General features: G+C 44.7%; 11 protein-coding genes and 1 pseudogene. 6 read left to right on the top strand and 6 right to left on the bottom strand.

Annotated features, from left to right (window positions below; translation table 11 throughout):
* Positions 1-135 precede the first annotated feature (135 nt).
* Positions 136-708 (top strand): annotated as a pseudogene (locus tag GZ78_RS30995) (hypothetical protein); the annotation flags it as partial.
* 260 nt (positions 709-968) lie between these two features.
* Here GZ78_RS30995 and GZ78_RS14065 read toward each other — a convergent pair.
* The 4 genes from GZ78_RS14065 to GZ78_RS14050 form a co-directional block, all read right to left on the bottom strand.
* Positions 969-1,826, bottom strand: a complete 858-nt coding sequence (locus GZ78_RS14065) for a PA4780 family RIO1-like protein kinase (protein WP_034837224.1) — start codon at positions 1,824-1,826, stop codon at positions 969-971.
* Positions 1,827-2,538: 712 nt separating this feature from the next.
* Positions 2,539-2,820, bottom strand: coding sequence for an addiction module antidote protein (locus GZ78_RS14060; protein ID WP_034837222.1), 282 nt, complete (start codon positions 2,818-2,820; stop codon positions 2,539-2,541).
* 3 nt (positions 2,821-2,823) lie between these two features.
* Positions 2,824-3,123: a type II toxin-antitoxin system RelE/ParE family toxin gene (locus GZ78_RS14055; RefSeq protein WP_034837219.1), complete on the bottom strand. Its 300-nt coding sequence runs from the start codon at positions 3,121-3,123 to the stop codon at positions 2,824-2,826.
* A gap of 224 nt (positions 3,124-3,347) precedes the next feature.
* On the bottom strand, positions 3,348-4,982 hold the full coding sequence (locus GZ78_RS14050; protein ID WP_034837217.1) for a cytochrome P450: 1,635 nt from the start codon (positions 4,980-4,982) through the stop codon (positions 3,348-3,350).
* A 158-nt stretch (positions 4,983-5,140) separates the two neighbouring features.
* On the opposite strand from GZ78_RS14050, the gene GZ78_RS14045 reads away from it, so the two are divergent.
* The gene (locus GZ78_RS14045) at positions 5,141-7,774 is read left to right on the top strand and encodes an autotransporter family protein (protein ID WP_034837214.1); all 2,634 of its coding nucleotides are present in this window, start codon (positions 5,141-5,143) and stop codon (positions 7,772-7,774) included.
* Between the two features lie 186 nt (positions 7,775-7,960).
* Here the strand turns inward: GZ78_RS14045 and GZ78_RS14040 are convergent, their stop codons facing one another.
* Positions 7,961-8,980 carry an IS66 family transposase gene (locus GZ78_RS14040; RefSeq protein ID WP_051786188.1) on the bottom strand — a complete coding sequence of 340 codons (1,020 nt, stop codon included), beginning with the start codon at positions 8,978-8,980 and terminating at the stop codon, positions 7,961-7,963.
* Positions 8,981-9,255: 275 nt separating this feature from the next.
* Here GZ78_RS14040 and ltrA point away from each other — a divergent pair, with 275 nt between their 5' ends.
* From ltrA to GZ78_RS30990, 4 genes are all read left to right on the top strand, one after another.
* Complete coding sequence (ltrA, locus tag GZ78_RS14035; RefSeq protein WP_201772715.1) at positions 9,256-10,827, top strand: group II intron reverse transcriptase/maturase; 1,572 nt, start codon at positions 9,256-9,258, stop codon at positions 10,825-10,827.
* A 432-nt stretch (positions 10,828-11,259) separates the two neighbouring features.
* The gene (locus GZ78_RS14030; RefSeq protein ID WP_152558732.1) at positions 11,260-12,465 is read left to right on the top strand and encodes a transposase; all 1,206 of its coding nucleotides are present in this window, start codon (positions 11,260-11,262) and stop codon (positions 12,463-12,465) included.
* Between the two features lie 377 nt (positions 12,466-12,842).
* Positions 12,843-13,808 carry a hypothetical protein gene (locus GZ78_RS14025; protein WP_236631567.1) on the top strand — a complete coding sequence of 322 codons (966 nt, stop codon included), beginning with the start codon at positions 12,843-12,845 and terminating at the stop codon, positions 13,806-13,808.
* Between the two features lie 399 nt (positions 13,809-14,207).
* The gene (locus GZ78_RS30990) at positions 14,208-14,579 is read left to right on the top strand and encodes a transposase (protein ID WP_034837206.1); all 372 of its coding nucleotides are present in this window, start codon (positions 14,208-14,210) and stop codon (positions 14,577-14,579) included.
* 888 nt (positions 14,580-15,467) lie between these two features.
* Here the strand turns inward: GZ78_RS30990 and GZ78_RS14010 are convergent.
* A complete protein-coding gene (locus GZ78_RS14010; RefSeq protein WP_152558730.1) occupies positions 15,468-16,409 on the bottom strand; it encodes a hypothetical protein in 942 nt (313 codons plus the stop codon).
* Positions 16,410-16,926: the final 517 nt, after the last annotated feature.

Genomic DNA, 16,926 nt, shown 5'->3' with positions numbered 1-16,926 from the left:
GTAGGGCATTATGACGACGATGGTCGTCATGTTCAAAGCGTGGCAGGGGTTCCACAAGGATCAGTGATATCTCCTTTGCTATCCAATATGTATTTGCATTATGTCTTCGATCTTTAGGTTAACCAATGGCGTAAGAGGCACGCCTATGGAAGGGGTATTGTTGTGCGTTATGCCGACGATAGTGTGTTGGGTTTCCAATCGGAATGGGATGCAAAGAGCTTTCTGAATGAACTGGGTAATCGACTAAAACAGTTTGGGCTAACTCTTCATGAGGATAAAACCCGACTTATTTATTTTGGGCGTTTTACCAAGAGTAATCTACAGAGGCTCGGAGGAGGGAAACCAGCGACTTTGCGAGGGATTAAAACCTACCTGCTTAAACACAGGCACGATGCTGTGTTGGAACAATTGAAGTGGTTGAAGCGTGTCGTTCAAGGGCATATGAATTACTTCTCAGTTCCGGGCAATAGCCGTAGGATAAATGCTTTCAGAACAGCGGTGCAAAAGATTTGGTATAAAAGCCTGAAGCGGCGTAGTCAACGAAGCCGACTGAACTGGAAGAAGTTCTGTGCTTTCGTAAATACTGTGCTCCCAAAGGTTAGAGTCCTTCATCCATGGCCGGAAAAGCGGTTTGACGTTAAGCACTCGAGGCAGGAGCCGTATGCGCTAGCAGTGTATGTACGGATCTGCGCAGGGGGTGTCGGGTGACCGGCATTCCTACTGTGACCTATAATCAGCCACTCGATTCAGGCAAAAGGCTGCGGAAGTACTGAGAAATTCGTTTTCTGATGTGTACGAAAAGAAATGAATATCGCTCGATGGCTTCTCGCTAGCTCTTTCTCCGTTGTGACCACATATTCTCGTCAGGTTCATGCAATAAGCGTGAATATGATGAGAACATGTGTCAGCGAAAAAATAGTGGAGCGAGAGGCCCAACACTTTATGACATTTACGGGCTGGTAAGAAAATTACTCGGGGTTATCTGAATCCCTGATACGTTCAAGGCGTTCTTGCTCTTCATGCATGGCTGCTTTGATTTCTTCCATGATGGAATCAACATCGGCAGCCGATTCATCGATCTCAAATTGCCCGGTCAGTTCAGTTTCAGGTGTGAGCTCGCCATCTTCAAAAAGTTGCCAGATTTCCTGAGCGTAACGGGCATTAAGCAACTGTGGTGCAAACTGGCCGTAATAGTGATTCATGTTTTCGATGTCACGTTCCAGCATACTGCGCGCATTATTATTGGCGGCAGCATCGACAGCCTGAGGCAGATCAATGATTACGGGGCCATCTTCGTTTACAAGAACATTGAATTCAGATAAGTCGCCATGTACCAGGCCGGCACAAAGCATCAGTTTTACGTAATGCATGACCAGGGCATGATCTTCAAGCGCCTGTTCTTCAGACATGGAGACGTCACTGAGTCTGGGGGCTACGTCACCATCGCCATCGGTGACCAGCTCCATCAGCAGAACACCTTCCAGACAGATATAAGGTTGAGGAACTCTGACACCGGCGTTGGCCAATTTGAACAGTGCGTCGACCTCGGCATTCTGCCAGACCTCTTCCTGTTGCTTGCGACCAAACTTGGACCCTTTTTCCATGGCCCTGGCCCGGCGGCTGTTTCGTACCTTTCTGCCTTCCTGATAGAGAGCGGCTTTCTTGAAGCTGCGCTTGGCGGCTTCCTTATAAACTTTGGCGCAGCGGATCTCGTCACCGCAACGTACAACAAAGACATCGGCTTCTTTTCCGCTCATTAATCGGCGGAGGACTTCGTCAACCAGACCTGCTTCTACAAATGGTTGAATGCGTTTAGGGGTTTTCATCGCGTCCTTGTACATTAGTCACAGCAAAAAGTCAGGCAAAAAATGAAAAATTTTTTATTTATGACTCTTTTAGAAGGCTGACAGAGTAGTAGCGTTGAAAAAACGAGCAGACAAGCATCGGAAAACTCCTAAGTAAAGAGGTTAAACTGTCGCTATGCGTAGCGAGTTTATGATCGCGTTCAATCGACTCAAGCCAGAGTAGGAACGATTGTACCAGACCATGGTTTCAGCCACTCAACGAGACTAATGTCTGATCGTTCAAGAATAGCTGGCATTCCTGAAGGGACTGAGCCTTTTTTGTCCACTCTGACAGCACGTCCACTCCATCAACCGAGCCAGTGGCTGTTTTCTTGTATCAGAGCTTGATACCTGATCGATTCGTTCCTGGGTTGAGGTATAGCCCGATTCCTCAGGTATTTCAGCCAATTTTGCCCGGATAGGGACCAAGTCTACCTAGACCATACTGGTCAGTTTCGTCCTGCAATGTTTGACTCTTAAACGGTCCTTCCCGGGAACACTCTTTACAATCATCTTCTTTATTGGCTTCACGAGCAAGGTATTCATCCAAGCCGCGCACCTGCGCCCTTGGGATAAACCAACTTCAAATAAACAAAACAAATAAACAAATAAAAAGGAACAAATAAAAAGGACATCCATAAAAATAAGACATATGTGGATGTCCTATATATTGGTTAGGCGCAGGGAACTGGATTTAACCGACAATAGCTAGACGAACGTTGAGGGCATGTAAAAGCCTATGAATGGTGTCCCACTTGGGTTGGACTTTACCGCTGAAAGTTTTGTAGAGACTTTCTCTATTTAGGCCAGTTTCTTTGGCTAATGTACTGATGCCTTTATGCTTTGCAACATGACCGAGAGCAATGATGAAAACACTGGGGTCTTCGTCAAGATATGCTTCTGTCAGGTACTCAGCAATCTCGTCTTCCCCTTGCAGGAAATCTACTGGGTTGAAAGCTGATAGTTTCTCTCCCATAACTTAATCCTCCAAGTCGTTTAAAATTTCTTTAGCTTGCTCTATATCTCTTGCTTGGCTGGATTTGTCGCCACCGCAGAGCAAAATCACAAGCTTTCCATCTCGGATTGTGAAATAGATTCTGTAGCCTTTTCCTACAAAAATCCTCATTTCACTCACCGCACCACCAACAGGTTTCACATCACCAAGATTTCCTGCTTCTGCACGGGTAAGCCGCATAGCTATAGCTTTCCTCGCTTGGCGATCCTTAACCTTGGCAAGCCACCTATTGAATGTTTCTGTCGATACGATCTCGTAGCTCATGCTGAGAGTGTAGCCTGTAGGCTACTTTCAGTAAACTACTAATAGTGAGGTTTTATAACAATTTGGTTTGAGCTCCTAACGAATCTGAAATAAAAAGGATATCCATAAAAAAGTCCGAAGAAATATGTGGATGTCCCTTTTTATCGTCTAATTTTCTTTCTGGGAATTAATGGTATTCCTTTGGCTAGCGCTGAATTAATGCCGAAATACAATTATGTAGCAATTTATCTTGAGTCTAAACGAAAAGACGATGAAAAAACTGGTCTCAATGTTGTCACATAATTAATTCTACTAGGCCCTGGATCTTGCTTTAAATCAAAACAGTGTAGAAGAGCCCTGATACCTTGTTCTACCTCCATCTTACCCAGCTTTCTACCGCCACAACTCCTTGTTCCGGCCAAAAATGGCAAGAACGCTTTTCGATCATAACTATCATTCATGAATTCAGGTCGTTCAGGGTTAAATACTAACGGGTTTGTCCAGTAATCCGGATGCGTATGGAGACCAATAATAGAAACTAACATGTGTTGATCTTTTTTGAATTTCATTTGGTTTTGTTTGAAATCCTGATTGGCTTTTCTAGTGACAATGGGAACAGGAGGGTAAAGTCGCCACATCTCATTTAAAAAACCTTTGAACTCAACAGATTCAGGATCATTATTGATTCGGAGATGCTGTTGCAGTTCCGGTTGTTTTGACAGTAATTCGACTGCCCAGCTGAGGCTTGATGCCGTTGTTTCTGTCGCAGCTAACAGGTTCTGAGCTAATTCTTCAACAGGGCTGAATGAAGGGCAAAGCATCATGCTTTTAGCTAGTATATTCAGAAACTTTGCCCCTTCTGGAGATTTGAAAAACCGTTCTTCCGTTATCACTCGTTCTTCTTTTAACGCTTTGACTGACACCTGCGAGAAGGAATTCAATGCCGGACTCCAGGATATAGCTTGTCTTATTTGCAGTAATTTCAATATTTTATTGGCATGATTTGCGTCCCAGCCAATATCTTCTCTTATACCGAATGCCCGTAAAACGACTTCCGTAGCGGCAGATAGGAAGACGTTATACAACTCTTGAGGTGAATGGATAGGGTGCGATGTCAGATGTCGGCAGTAAATATCATACACAGCATCAGGATTTTTTAAATCTGTGGCTTTACTATAAAAGGTTTGCGTTAATGCTTGTCGTTGTTCCCATTCTTCACCATTGGCACTGAACCGGCCTTTTGCAAAATCTTCCAGAAAATCATAATCTTTTTCAAAAATTTGATGATTTCTAAATATTTGAAAAGCCACTTCCGGAGAATCAATAAAGGTCATAGGAAAAGGCTTGGCAGGAATGTTTCTATCTGTCCGCTGATAAACATCCGTCAATAATTCGATGAGTCGTTGTTCAGACTGAAATTCTAGCTGTTTTGTCTCTGTGGCAGAAAATTGCTTACGCCCCATTATAGGAGGACGTTTGTGTGATTTTCGATCTCCCTGAAAGGTTCGCTTTCGATAAACAGGCAAGCCTGCACAGCCGTCGGAGATTCCACGCACTAACTGAGCAATGGCTTTTCGTTCATTACTGACCGTAATATTTACCAATGCAGCTTCTGGATGATCCCAGTCAGGAACGGGGTCTTCATTATTATTAAGCCAGTTAGTGATCGCAGTAGTGTTGGTCAACATCCAGCCGGCATACCCTACTAACTGATCATCTTTCGTCACACATATATGACTCTTATGTTGTAACTGTGAACTCAAAGTAGACAACATGGCCGCAAAACCATATTGACTAAATGGCGGGTGTTGACTGACTAAGTTAGCAATATTGATAAAGTTTTCTGGGGTCCAACTAGCTACCGTCAACTTGTAACCCATGTAGAAACCCTTCCCTGATTTTTCATGTGCTTATTAATTTATACAGGAGTTTCTATGAAAAAACACATTAAGTGGCCGATAAGCATCGGATTGGAACTCTAGGTTTAGAATTTGGCAGGCTACTGGCTGCTTGAATTACATGACTCAAGGAAGAGAAAATGTTTGATTCAACGGGCAAAGAGATACCCTTTCAGAGAACTTCTCTGAGCAGAGCAATATTCACTGTATGTTGCCTTGGGTTTTACGCTTCAACTGCTTCTCCAAAAATAGCGGCTGCAGAGGTGTGTGTTGCCACTGAATTGAATGTAATCAGTACTGACCTGTCATCAGATAGTTGTCTTATCGGTACGGGTGGGAGTGTTCAGGTAAATTCTGGAGGTATGATTGAAACTATCAAAGTTGATGGCCAAACAGAGGGTGGTGTTACCAATAATGGCACTGTTAAGAGTATCGATATTGGGTCATCTGCTCAAATAAAAGGGGGGATTACAAATTCCGGGACTTTGGGTGACCTTGAAGGTAATAATTTTTCAATTGCAGAAGGAAGTTGCATTAATGGTATCCATAATACGGCTGATGGTGTCATCCAAGGTACATCGGTAAATATTTTTGATACAACAATTGATAGTCATCCATCTTTGGATAATGAAATAGCCATACAAAACGATGGCCGAATTTCTGGTAGAAATGGAAATGGAAATGAATCTAGCTTAAATATCTACGGCAGTACTATTAACGGAGATATAGTTAATGAAAGTGAAGGATCGATAGAAGGTGATAAAGGTATTGTTATTGGACTCGAAGTAGAATTTAATGGTGCTTTGATTAACAAGGGAGAAATATCGGCAGAAAGTATTGATAAAGGCATAGGGATCCATAGTGAAGTGAGAGATGGTGTCATGAACAAAGGCATCATTCGTGGTGATGTGGTTTTTTTTGAAGATTCTGGTAGCTCTTATTTTGAAAACTCTGGTGTTGTGTACGGTAGTATTTGGATGATTTCATCTGAATCAAGCTTAAGTATCAAAGGTGGCGGCGTAGAAGGTTTTATAGTGTCAGGAAATGGCGTTGATGTGAGTATTGATAGTGAAATGAATGTCGCCAATTATCAAGGAGGATTTGAAGGGGTTTTAAGTTTTCAGATCGCACCTTTAGGACAAATGAGTTTTTCAAATACAGATTCTTTTTCAATGGAAGAATCTCGATTCGTCGAAGCGGCGACAAACAAACGAATCCAGAATAAAGGAACGATCAATATTGCTGCAAATGCGGATGCAACGATAATAGGGGATTATTCCCAGTCCGGGGATGGACAAATAATGATTCAGGCCGAAAGTGCCTCTAATTATGGACGTTTAACTATTGATGGGACTGCGGATTTAAGCCAGAACAATGTTATTGGTTTAACGATCACTTCTGATGATAATTTCCGTAATGGCGACGTATTAGAGAATGTTCTTAGTGCCACTAATCTGATTGTTGGAGATGAACTTACACTTATTGATAACAGCGCATTACTGGATTTCAGGGCTGTTGCAGATACCGAAACCAATACTGTTGATATTCTTACAAGCCAGAGAAGTCTTTTGCCTCTACTGCATGAAGGAGGCTCTCATATAGAACTCATTCAGGGATTAGGAGCTCATCTTGAAAATCATTTAAATCAGTCTGATTTACATGATTCTATCGAAAGAGTAACAGGCGAGCTGCTTTCTCTAGGGAGTGCTGAAGAGGTGGCTGATGCTGTTGAACAGATGGGGCCTCTGCTTTCTGGCAGTACAATATTATCAAGTTCAGCCAGTAAGCAGGGTTTGGGAGCTATTGTTAACCAGCGTATTTTGAATTCATCGGGAGTCACTTCATTTTCCGGTTATAACGCAGTCCAGTCTCTTGACTCAAAAAATACAGTAACACCTGCGAAAAGCTTTGATGTTTATGGTGTCGCTAATTCACATTCCTTATGGATTGCGCCTTATGGACAAAAATCTGAATACAAACAGCAAGGTGAAATATCGGGCTATGAAACGTCTACCTCCGGAATGGCGTTTGGTATAGAAACACAATGGCGACCCAATATTAAAGTGGGGATTGCTTTTAGTCACTCAACAGGAGAGGTAGTAGGAAAAGACAGTCTAAACCGTCATGAAGCAGATATTACGAGTGACCAGATTCAGGGTTATGGGAGCTGGAAACTAAGTGATAAAAACGGACTGCACGGTCGAATCACTTATGGGAAGAACAAAATGAAAGGCAGTCGTAATATTCAATTTGGCTCCATAAATGAAACTGCAAAATCTGATTACGAAGGCTGGTTTGCCAATATATCAGCAACATTAAGTCATAAGTATAAGGTATCTAAAGACTGGAATTTAACAGCCAATGCTGAAATGAGTTATGGCCACGCCCGGGATGATGGATATGAAGAAACAGGAGCAGGTGGTAGCAATCTGGATGTTCGATCCCTCAGTACAAAATCTATGAATATAGGGCTAAATGGACAGCTTGATCGTACCATTGAGTTGGAAAAGAAACAGTTACACTTTAGTTTTTACGGGGGCCTCACCACTAATTTAGCGGGCGATCAGCCACAATTAAGGGCGTCCTTGGTTAATAGCGACCTGCCTGATTTTACCACCGAAGGACTTAAGCCTCATAAAGTAACCTGGAGTACAGGCGTTGCGTTGCTCTTAACCGGAGAGAGTTCATGGCAAGGTCGTATTGGCTACGGTCTGAGAGGGCATAAAGATTATAATAGCCAAGCCTGGTTCATGAAAATAACCCGTCGATTTTAATGGTTTCGGGTACGACTTAGTGCAGCTTTGTGGGGGCTCACTGCACCAGAATGGAATAATGGTGGAGTGATAATTAGAGGCTGATACCCCAGAACCGACTCCGGAGGATTGGTTTTAATCAAAAGTCCGTGGCATATCCATGTTCAGTCTCACCATAGCACCATTAGGAACCGGAAAGGTAACTGCTCAAAAACCGTAGGCAGGACTACCCATCAGTTGAGCTGATTTTTGACGTATCATGTCAGACAGCTGGGGAATTAAACCGGTTCCTGAGATTCGATCCTTCAAATATCGAGAAAACGACACTCCATGTAGTTTGCATGTTTTTTTCAGGCTCGCGAACGTGTCCCGGCAGCTTTTGCCGAGTGAGCTTCGAGTACCGCCACTGATCTTTCGCCGCTTTACGCACTCTCGGATCTGGCGTTCGCTCAGGTTGTTGTGCAAGGGCAGCCATGGATACTCCAGAACCAGCAATAACTCCTCCCGTGCCCTGTGCAGCTGGCCCAGAATCGATCGAAGGTCTGTGTAGTTAACCTGCGTCGTCACCCAGCTATCAAAATCTTGCTCAATCTGAGCCTTCCTGCCTGCTGTCGGTGCCTGGCAATAGGCCTCAACGTCGTCGTATAAACACCAGAATTGCTTTTCCATCCAGTCGCGGGCAGCTCGCTCCTGTTTATTCGCAGGAATCAGCTTTGCCAGCGGGCGGCTGGCATGGAACCAACACAGGGAGTGTGCAAACACAGTATCAAACTGTCGTGCCCCATCACTGTGGATAATCATAGCTTCCGGGAAGCCATTGTTCAGCAGACCCGCTTTGAGAACCGCTTCTGTCGCCTTGCGACGTTGCTCCTTGGCAAACAGCTTGTGGTCATCCAAAAAAGCTTCCCAGGCCGCTTTGTCCAGGAAGTGGGTTTCACCATAAGCAGACAGAGTAGTCACCCATTTGTCGGCCATCTCCACCTGTTTCATGTAGCTGAGTGCAACGGGGTTCAGTACGTGAGACCGACGCTTCCCCTGAAGCAAGGTCAGGAAATTAATGCGGCTTTTGCTGGCGGTTGAGGCAAACACGGTAAAGATGTCATTACCGATGACTGTGCAATAGCCGCTTTGGCCGTCATGCCTGGCTCCTGTGTCGTCTACAAGCAGCATGCGGGAGCAGGCAAAAAGTAAAAAGTAAAAAGTAAAAAGGAAAAGTAAAAGGGACATCCAGTGCGCCGAGATAAATCGGCAAGAAATTGAAGGTGAAAGCCCTTCATCCGGTAAGGTCTAGCAAGCCGCCGGAACCCCGAGTCATGGGCGGTTGTCAGTAATGACAATGGTTAAGCGTTGACAGGGGAAGATGCAGGCTCAGTATTGAGCTCCGAAACCATTATCGAGAACGCCGACCACGTTGGGTGATTGGGAAGGCAATACAACAAGAGTGCGTTACTGCAAGTGCCCTTGTTGGTTCTCCGGAGTCGTTAGACCTGGTGCATGTATCGATGTCTCTTGCGCGGAACTCGGGAGACCCTGTCTGTGATTCACACTTTTCCATGTGGGTCAGGTTCGGTGAAGTCTGTGGACGAAGACTGGACGCTTACGCAAGCAGGGAGTCAGATAGTTTCATAGTAGTGAGGAAACTGGCGAACAAAGTGCAGGTAAACACACCAGACCACGGCGGAGCCGGTGGAGCGAAGGGAACTAACCGTCAAAAAGAGCGCGACAAGCCGATCCAGACTGTAACACAGAGTGCAGAAGGATGGACGACAGGGCTATCACGTCTACATACAGCAGCAAAGCGGGATCGGTCGCTGCAATTCAACAACCTGCTTCATCATATTACCCCTGAGTTGCTAGTGAAGGCATACCATCGTCTGAACCGGAAAGCGTCCAAAGGGGTCGACGGTGAAAGCTGGCAATGCTTTGGCCAAAATCTGGCTGAACGAGTGCAAGCACTTCACACACGCATTCATACCCAAGCCTATAAACCCCAATCCGTGCTTCGAATCTGGATACCCAAAGCGGATGGCGATCATCGTCCAATAGGGATAACCACAGTAGAAGACAAGGTGGTGCAGCAGGCGTTGGTCTGGGTGCTGGAAGCAATCTACGAAGCAGACTTTCTTGGGTTCAGTTATGGCTTCAGGCCGGGACGAAATCAACATCAGGCACTGGACGCAGTGTACATGGCGATTACCACCCGAAAGGTTAGCTGGATAGTGGATGCGGACATCAGCCGGTTCTTTGATCAAATCGATCATGGCTGGATGATGAAATTCCTGCAGCACAGAATTGCAGACAAAAGAATACTCCGGCTCGTAGAGCAGACGCTCAGAGCTGGAGTCGTCGACGATGGCCGAAAGATCAGAACAAGACTTGGAACACCTCAAGGGGCGGTTATTTCCCCATTACTGGCGAATATCTACCTCCACTATGTTCTGGATCTATGGGCTCACCAGTGGCGCAGGAAGCAGGCCAGAGGTGAGGGCTACATCGTCCGTTTTGCGGACGACAGTGTGATGGGATTCCAGTATCGGTCAGACGCGCTCCATTTTACGGGGTTACTGCACAGACGACTGGAAAAGTTTGGTCTGAAGTTGAATAAAGGTAAAACTCGATTACTGGAGTTTGGTCGATTTGCGACAAGTAACAGAAAGCAGAAGAACCGGCCAAAACCGGAGACATTTGACTTTCTGGGCTTTACGCATATCTGCTCCACAAGGCGCTCAGATGGGGGCTTTACGGTAAAACGATTTACCAGTGCGAAAAAGCTGACAGCCAAGCTGAAGGAGATCAAACAGATCTTGCTGAGAAATCGTCACAGGGATGTCTTCGAGCAGGGGAAGTGGTTAAAAAGTGTCGTACAAGGACACAATAACTACTTTGCGGTGCCCGGAAACCTGAAAGCGATAAACCTCTTTCGGAGGGAAATCTGCCGCTACTGGTTAAGGGCTCTGCGAAAGCGCAGCCAGCGCCACACCCTGACGTGGACAAAGATGACGAAGCTCATCAAATACTTCATCCCGAGCAGCATGCTTACACACCCATATCCAAATCAGCGACTGTGTGTCTGATTGACGGTAGGAGCCGTATGCATTAGCAGTGCATGTACGGATCTGTGTCGGAGGGGTGATGAACTGAAGGTTTTCTGAAAACTGTAGGTGAATCAACCCTTTACGGCGATTAAAAATAAGAAAAAATTAATAGAACATCCATACAAATATGCTGTAGGAATATATGGATGTCCCATATAACCATATAATAGCGATTGGCGACAGTGGCGAAAGCCTCGTACTAAAATCAGACAATTGATGCGTCTTGGCGTTGAAATCCGAACGGCAGTTGGTTGTGGTCGAAGCAGTAAAGGCCCGTGGAGAAGCGCGAAAACGCCGGGTATTAATCAGGCGCTATCGCTGGCTTATCTGAAATCACCAGCAATTCCCGCTTAATTGATTCCGATCAATAGTNGAATCAATGAGGATTCAATTCCACTTCATGACGCCATCATGAGCGGTCTTGCCGTCATGCACTTGAAGTATCCGTCACTGCTTCAGTTTGACCGTGATTGTGTAAAAAAACCGGATAAGTTACGTAACCTGAAATCGTTATACAGAGTTGGACAAGTCCCTTGTGACACCTACCTTCGGGAGATGCTTGACCCCATTGAAACTCGCTATTTCCGCAAGTTCTTTACCCGGCTGTTTGCTTTTGTTCAACGCTCCGGGCGCCTCAGGCAGTTCGAATATTTTGACGAAGGCTATCTCGCGCCAATTGATGGAACTGGACATTTCAGCTCAGGTAAAATTGACTGCCCGGAATGCTGCGTAAAAAAGCCAGGTAGCAAGAATCCTCAGTACTATCACCAGCTATTAGCTTGCTGTCTGGTAAAGCCGGGCAAAAAGGAAGTACTCCCTTTAATGCCGGAACCCATTATTCAGCAGGTGGATGCCTCAAAGAATGACTGTGAAAAAACGGCGTTGAAACGACTTCTGTCAAACATATCCAGAGAGCACCCACACCTTAAGCTGGTTCTGAACTTCGACGATCTTTACTCCGACGGCCCGACCATCAAGCTGGTGAAATCCCACGGATACAGCTTCATCATGGTGGCAAAGGACACTTCGCATACGTCGCTTTATGAATCGGTTGACGAACTGGATAAGGCTGACAAAGTGAAACGCTATCAGTTTACCGATGAAAAGGGTCATAAGCATTGGTTCCGGTTCGTGAACAACGTCTCCATCAATAAGTCTCATAAAAAGACACTGGTCAACTACCTCGAATACGTCGAAACTGATCCGAAAGGCAAAAAATACGTCAACACATGGATAACCGATATTCAACTCACTCAGGAGAATGTGGCGAAAGTCATGCGAGGAGGCCGCGCTAAGTGGAAAATTGAGAACGAAACCTTTAACACGCTAATAACACAGGGCTACCACCTCGAACACAATTACGGGCACGGAAAGCAACATCTGGCGACCAATCTGGCCTGCCTGACGTTCAGCGCCTTCCTCATCGACCAGATAGAGCAGCTGGCTTGCAAGTTCTTCCAGCAGGCTCTTGAAGCAAAGAAGTCCAAAAAAGCGCTATGGCATGCGATCAGGGGATTATTTGACTGGTTCACCATCGAAAACTGGGAAGACGTGTTTGCAGCGATTACTGAAGGCAGGAGTGCCAGCTTAAAGCACCTAGTAGTTGATACCACGTAGCAAAGATACTGGTGGCCCTGATTTCCTGTGTTTAGAACTTGCTGACAGATTGACTGATTAAGCAGTCGGGTGTTGTTCGGCCCGAATAAATGGCATCAAAATAATCTATTGGATCGAACATTTATTAATGGTCAGCGGGAATTGCTGTGAAATCACAGGGGCTCTATTCACTGCGGGACGGATGGATCAAGCTTCACCATTCTTAATGAAACGCCCTGTGCGGACCTGCATGCAGGGTGTTGTGTGGGCTGGAGGTTAAACCTCCGGCTACCCGATTAGCTTGCGTTGACTCCAAAACTTACCTAAGTTGTCTTTTTAGATACTTGCTTTGAGATTGAAGTATGTTTGTTAGATATCGTGTGATTATAAGGTATTTATTGACTTTCCTTACACTTACCTTTTCTATTCATTCTTTTCCAGAAACTTTAGAAGATATTGAACGGATAAAAACAAAGTGTAATCCAATGATTTTAAAAATTGACGAAGATGATTATTACGTATCTAAGGTGATTAACTCACTTGGTCAGAAGAATAAAGATTTAAAATCAGATGTTATTAATGCTCTTAGAATAGCACCGACTAGTCCTGATTTAGATGCTTTTCTTCAAGCAGCCCTTTCTGGCGTGTCACATTTTAAAAAACTAGAGTTTCCAATAGATGAAGAGGATGTTTTAGCTCTTATGTTAATAACACTGTTCATATCAATAAATGATCCAGTTCCTTTGTTGATTAGGAATATTGATAATCCTTGCAAACAAATTATGATTTTGTTTGATAGACAAACCTCAAAAATAAATTTTGCGATTGAACCTAGAAATTCACCAAGCAGTGTAATAAAAATATTACTTGGTAATAGGCTAGGAAAACCACACCTAGTCTATAAAGGTTTAGATTACGAAGACTTAGAAACAAGCTGCCCTATGAATTTACAGTTTGAGGAAAGTTTTCTAGATATTAGTTATTTATTACTTGTTGTTCATCTTGGAAAGCTTGATGCACCTGATTTAAGTAATAGCGATTGGTGCTCAAAAAAAACTAATGATCCGTTATGCAGATTAAGTACTCGTTGGAGCCTTATGACGGAGTCACAAAAAAAAGAAAGACTGATAGATGTTGCAAGCTCTTTTCATTTGGTTTCCCATCAAGAAATAGAAGAAAAAAACTCTATCGATAAATTGTGTGATCGTTTCGAGACGGATGCCTCAGTTATAAATGATCGTATAGGTTATGAACTTGAAAGTTATAAAACGCTAAGCCCTCATATTTATTCATTCCTTAAAAATGGTCTAACTGTATTAAAGAATTACTGCTTTATTTTGCGAAGAAGAGGCCAAGAACTATAAATTACTTCGTGAGCGAGCTAACGCCTGGTTAAGCGGCGCCACCGCAGGGCGAAGCCCGGAACGAACTTGAACCACTTGTTAGGCGCCATTTTCACTCCGAACTTTCTGGTTGCACCAAGCTCAAAATCGCTCTGCTCGCTACTTGCTGAGAGCTTTCTGTCAGGCATCTGCCAAGGAAGGTGACCATGCAGAACCAGAAACACCAAGCCTGCCCCAACCACTGAGAAAACTCAATAGCTTGTGCTGGCGCTATAGCATAGGGAAAAAAGGATAATGCCTGATCGCCAGCGGCACAGAACAAAAAAACTAACAATCTTGTTTGAACTAACTAACTGCTACCTGCCGAGAAGGTGACCAAGTTGAAACTGGCGTGGCACCATAGGGCAAAAGCGATAAAGCTTGCTCGCCAGAAACACTTTGAAAAGTGTCCGAGGGTACTTACTGACTCAGGAGTTTCAGTTATTTTGGGATTACGTGTCGCCACATTGGGCAGGGAAATATCTTGATCGCTGGAGCATCAGAGTCATGAGATCAAAGATAGAACCAATGAAGAAGGTGGCTAAAACTGTTCGACGACACAAGCCACTTATCCTGAACTGGTTTAAGGCAAGAAAGGCGTATTCAAGCGGGAAAGTGGAAGGGCTGAACACTAAAATAAAATTCACTACGAGAAAATCTTACGGGTTCATAACCTACAGACGTGCGGAAATCGCTTTATATCATGTGCTTGGCAAGCTGCTTGAACCAAAAATGACCCGCAGATTTTATTGAAGAGGCAAAAATTTGTACCTTTGGCGCTGAATTCACGACACTTAACGCCTGGTTCAGCCGCGCCGCCGACGGCGGCGTCGGGTGGAGGGGCGAAGCCCCGGAACGAACTGAAACCATTTGTGTACGCCCGGCATGGGCATGAACTTATGGGGTGAAAGTCCCCTGTAGGAAGATCACCGTTGAAACCCCTGTTGTGATTAAACGCTAACTACTAGCGAACGGCAAGGGCCAGCCCGTGAGGTCTGGTCTGGAGGAAGCCGCTAGCAAAGCTGCGAGCTGATGAACAAGAACATCCTATGAGGCGTAGGCTGGAGGCAAGTTGGCACAAGACAACGAAGCCACGTGATCTGACGGCCACCGTAAAGGATGCAGTTGCGCAGTGACAGTTCATGTCCTTATCCGGGGAGATCTGCTTAACACGCGATCGGTTACTTTCCAGTTCTCAGCCACTGGTCTCAACAGGCTCGGCGAACAGAATGCATCCCCCTGTTCGAGCAAACCGGATGACCACCGATAGCGCCGTCAGTCAGAGGCAACTCTGCTGGTGATTAAGCAGAAGTCAGCAGAAGGCATAGTAGTCAAATGCCCGGCGTAATGGCCGGGACACGACGAAGGCCTGAACATTAAGAATAAAGGAGGAGCCTTGTCAGACTTGAATACACGAATGCCGCCCGGTAATGACGTGACTCAGCGTGATGATACGAAGCCAGCCTTTGGCGACAATCTTTTCGACCACGTTTTCACTGCGGGACGGATGGATCAAGCTTTACCATTCTTAATGAAACGCCCTGTGCGGACCCGCATGCAGGGTGTTGTGGGGGCTGGAGGTTAGAAACCTCCGGCTACCCGATTAGCTGGCTTTGCTTGTTTTCTATAGTAATTTCGGATTTAAGGGTCAGTATTGATAGCCTGATAATCAGGCTGACTGCTAGTATCTGCTCTATTATAATCTCCTATCCAATGCCACGCCATGGTAGGCCACCCCCCCGTAAAACAATATTTAGTATATGGTTCGGCGCAGTACTTGCAGCCTAAAATACCAGACCAAAAAACATTGCATGGCATGCCTCTTGAGTTAGCCCTGCAATACAAAATTGATAATACTATTCCTTGTGTGGCAATAATGGCCGCAACTGCAACTGCAACTGTAACTCCAGCCACAACACTATAGTAGATGGTATTATCATCATCATCACCAACACTATTTCTTTTTATGCGCGTCACACCATACGACACTGGCTTACAGAGTGCATTAGATGCAACAAGGCAGATCAATTTGCTATTTTGATCAAAGATGGGTGTACCTTGCTGCAAGGTTAATTCTGAAGTTAAAGTATAAATTGGACTGTCATAATTATTATTTGGCAATGATAATTCTATATAATTTTGACTCGATATTCCATTCTCATTAAATGAATAGTAAAAGCTATAATCTATTAATTCACCAACAGTATGGTGCGTTGGATAAAAGTAAGAATGTTCCTGATCATTGGTTATAGCCAGCAATACATCAGAGGCAATGTAATTAATCTCAGTAGTTTCTATTACTTCATCGATATGAGATTGATTATGATCAATGACTCCAACGACTGTACTTGATAGTTTGTTTTTAATTTCTTTAATACATGATGGTGAGCTTGCAATATAACCTTTGGAAACTCTTACTCCTTGGCAAAAATCACCTTCCTGGAGCTGAATAGCAGGAGAGAATGAAACTAGAAAATCAAGAGGTGTACATGTGGCAGAAGTGCTAAATAAAAAAAAAATGAAAAAATAAATATATTTTGCTTTTTCCTTAGGATGCCCACACATAGAACCTATAAACTTCATATCACACCTAACTAGAACTATCGGAAATCGATGACATAGTATTATAGATGGTTCTTAAAACAGGATCGTAAAATTGTAATTTTGAGGTATCAACTGACCTGCCAGCTAACGCCTATATCAGGTGCGCCGTAGGCGTCCCATTTGAAGCATTTGTGTACGCCCGGCATGGGCATGAACTTATGGGGTGAAAGTCCCCTGTAGGAAGATCACCGTTGAACCCCCTGTTGTGATTAAACGCTAACTACTAGCGAACGGCAAGGGCCAGCCCGTGAGGTCTGGTCTGGAGGAAGCCGCTAGCAAAGCTGCGAGCTGATGAACAAGAACATCCTATGAGGCGTAGGCTGGAGGCAAGTTGGCACAAGACAACGAAGCCACGTGATCTGACGGCCACCGTAAAGGATGCAGTTGCGCAGTGACAGTTCATGTCCTTATCCGGGGAGATCTGCTTAACACGCGATCGGTTACTTTCCAGTTCTCAGCCACTGGTCTCAACAGGCTCGGCGAACAGAATGCATCC

This window comes from Endozoicomonas numazuensis, assembly GCF_000722635.1.
In the GTDB taxonomy this organism is placed as follows: Bacteria; Pseudomonadota; Gammaproteobacteria; order Pseudomonadales; family Endozoicomonadaceae; genus Endozoicomonas_A; species Endozoicomonas_A numazuensis.
This window is presented reverse-complemented; position numbering and strand designations above follow the sequence as displayed.

What these genes read in the sequence shown, in the direction of transcription:
- GZ78_RS14050 (WP_034837217.1), bottom strand. Translation starts at nt 4,982, where the DNA reads ATGGGTTACAAGTTGACGGTAGCTAGTTGGACCCCAGAAAACTTTATC.
- GZ78_RS14010 (WP_152558730.1), bottom strand. Translation starts at nt 16,409, where the DNA reads ATGAAGTTTATAGGTTCTATGTGTGGGCATCCTAAGGAAAAAGCAAAA.
- ltrA (WP_201772715.1), top strand. Translation starts at nt 9,256, where the DNA reads ATGTCTCTTGCGCGGAACTCGGGAGACCCTGTCTGTGATTCACACTTT.
- GZ78_RS14045 (WP_034837214.1), top strand. Translation starts at nt 5,141, where the DNA reads ATGTTTGATTCAACGGGCAAAGAGATACCCTTTCAGAGAACTTCTCTG.
- GZ78_RS14030 (WP_152558732.1), top strand. Translation starts at nt 11,260, where the DNA reads ATGAGCGGTCTTGCCGTCATGCACTTGAAGTATCCGTCACTGCTTCAG.
- GZ78_RS14065 (WP_034837224.1), bottom strand. Translation starts at nt 1,826, where the DNA reads ATGAAAACCCCTAAACGCATTCAACCATTTGTAGAAGCAGGTCTGGTT.
- GZ78_RS14055 (WP_034837219.1), bottom strand. Translation starts at nt 3,123, where the DNA reads ATGAGCTACGAGATCGTATCGACAGAAACATTCAATAGGTGGCTTGCC.
- GZ78_RS14040 (WP_051786188.1), bottom strand. Translation starts at nt 8,980, where the DNA reads ATGTCCCTTTTACTTTTCCTTTTTACTTTTTACTTTTTACTTTTTGCC.
- GZ78_RS14060 (WP_034837222.1), bottom strand. Translation starts at nt 2,820, where the DNA reads ATGGGAGAGAAACTATCAGCTTTCAACCCAGTAGATTTCCTGCAAGGG.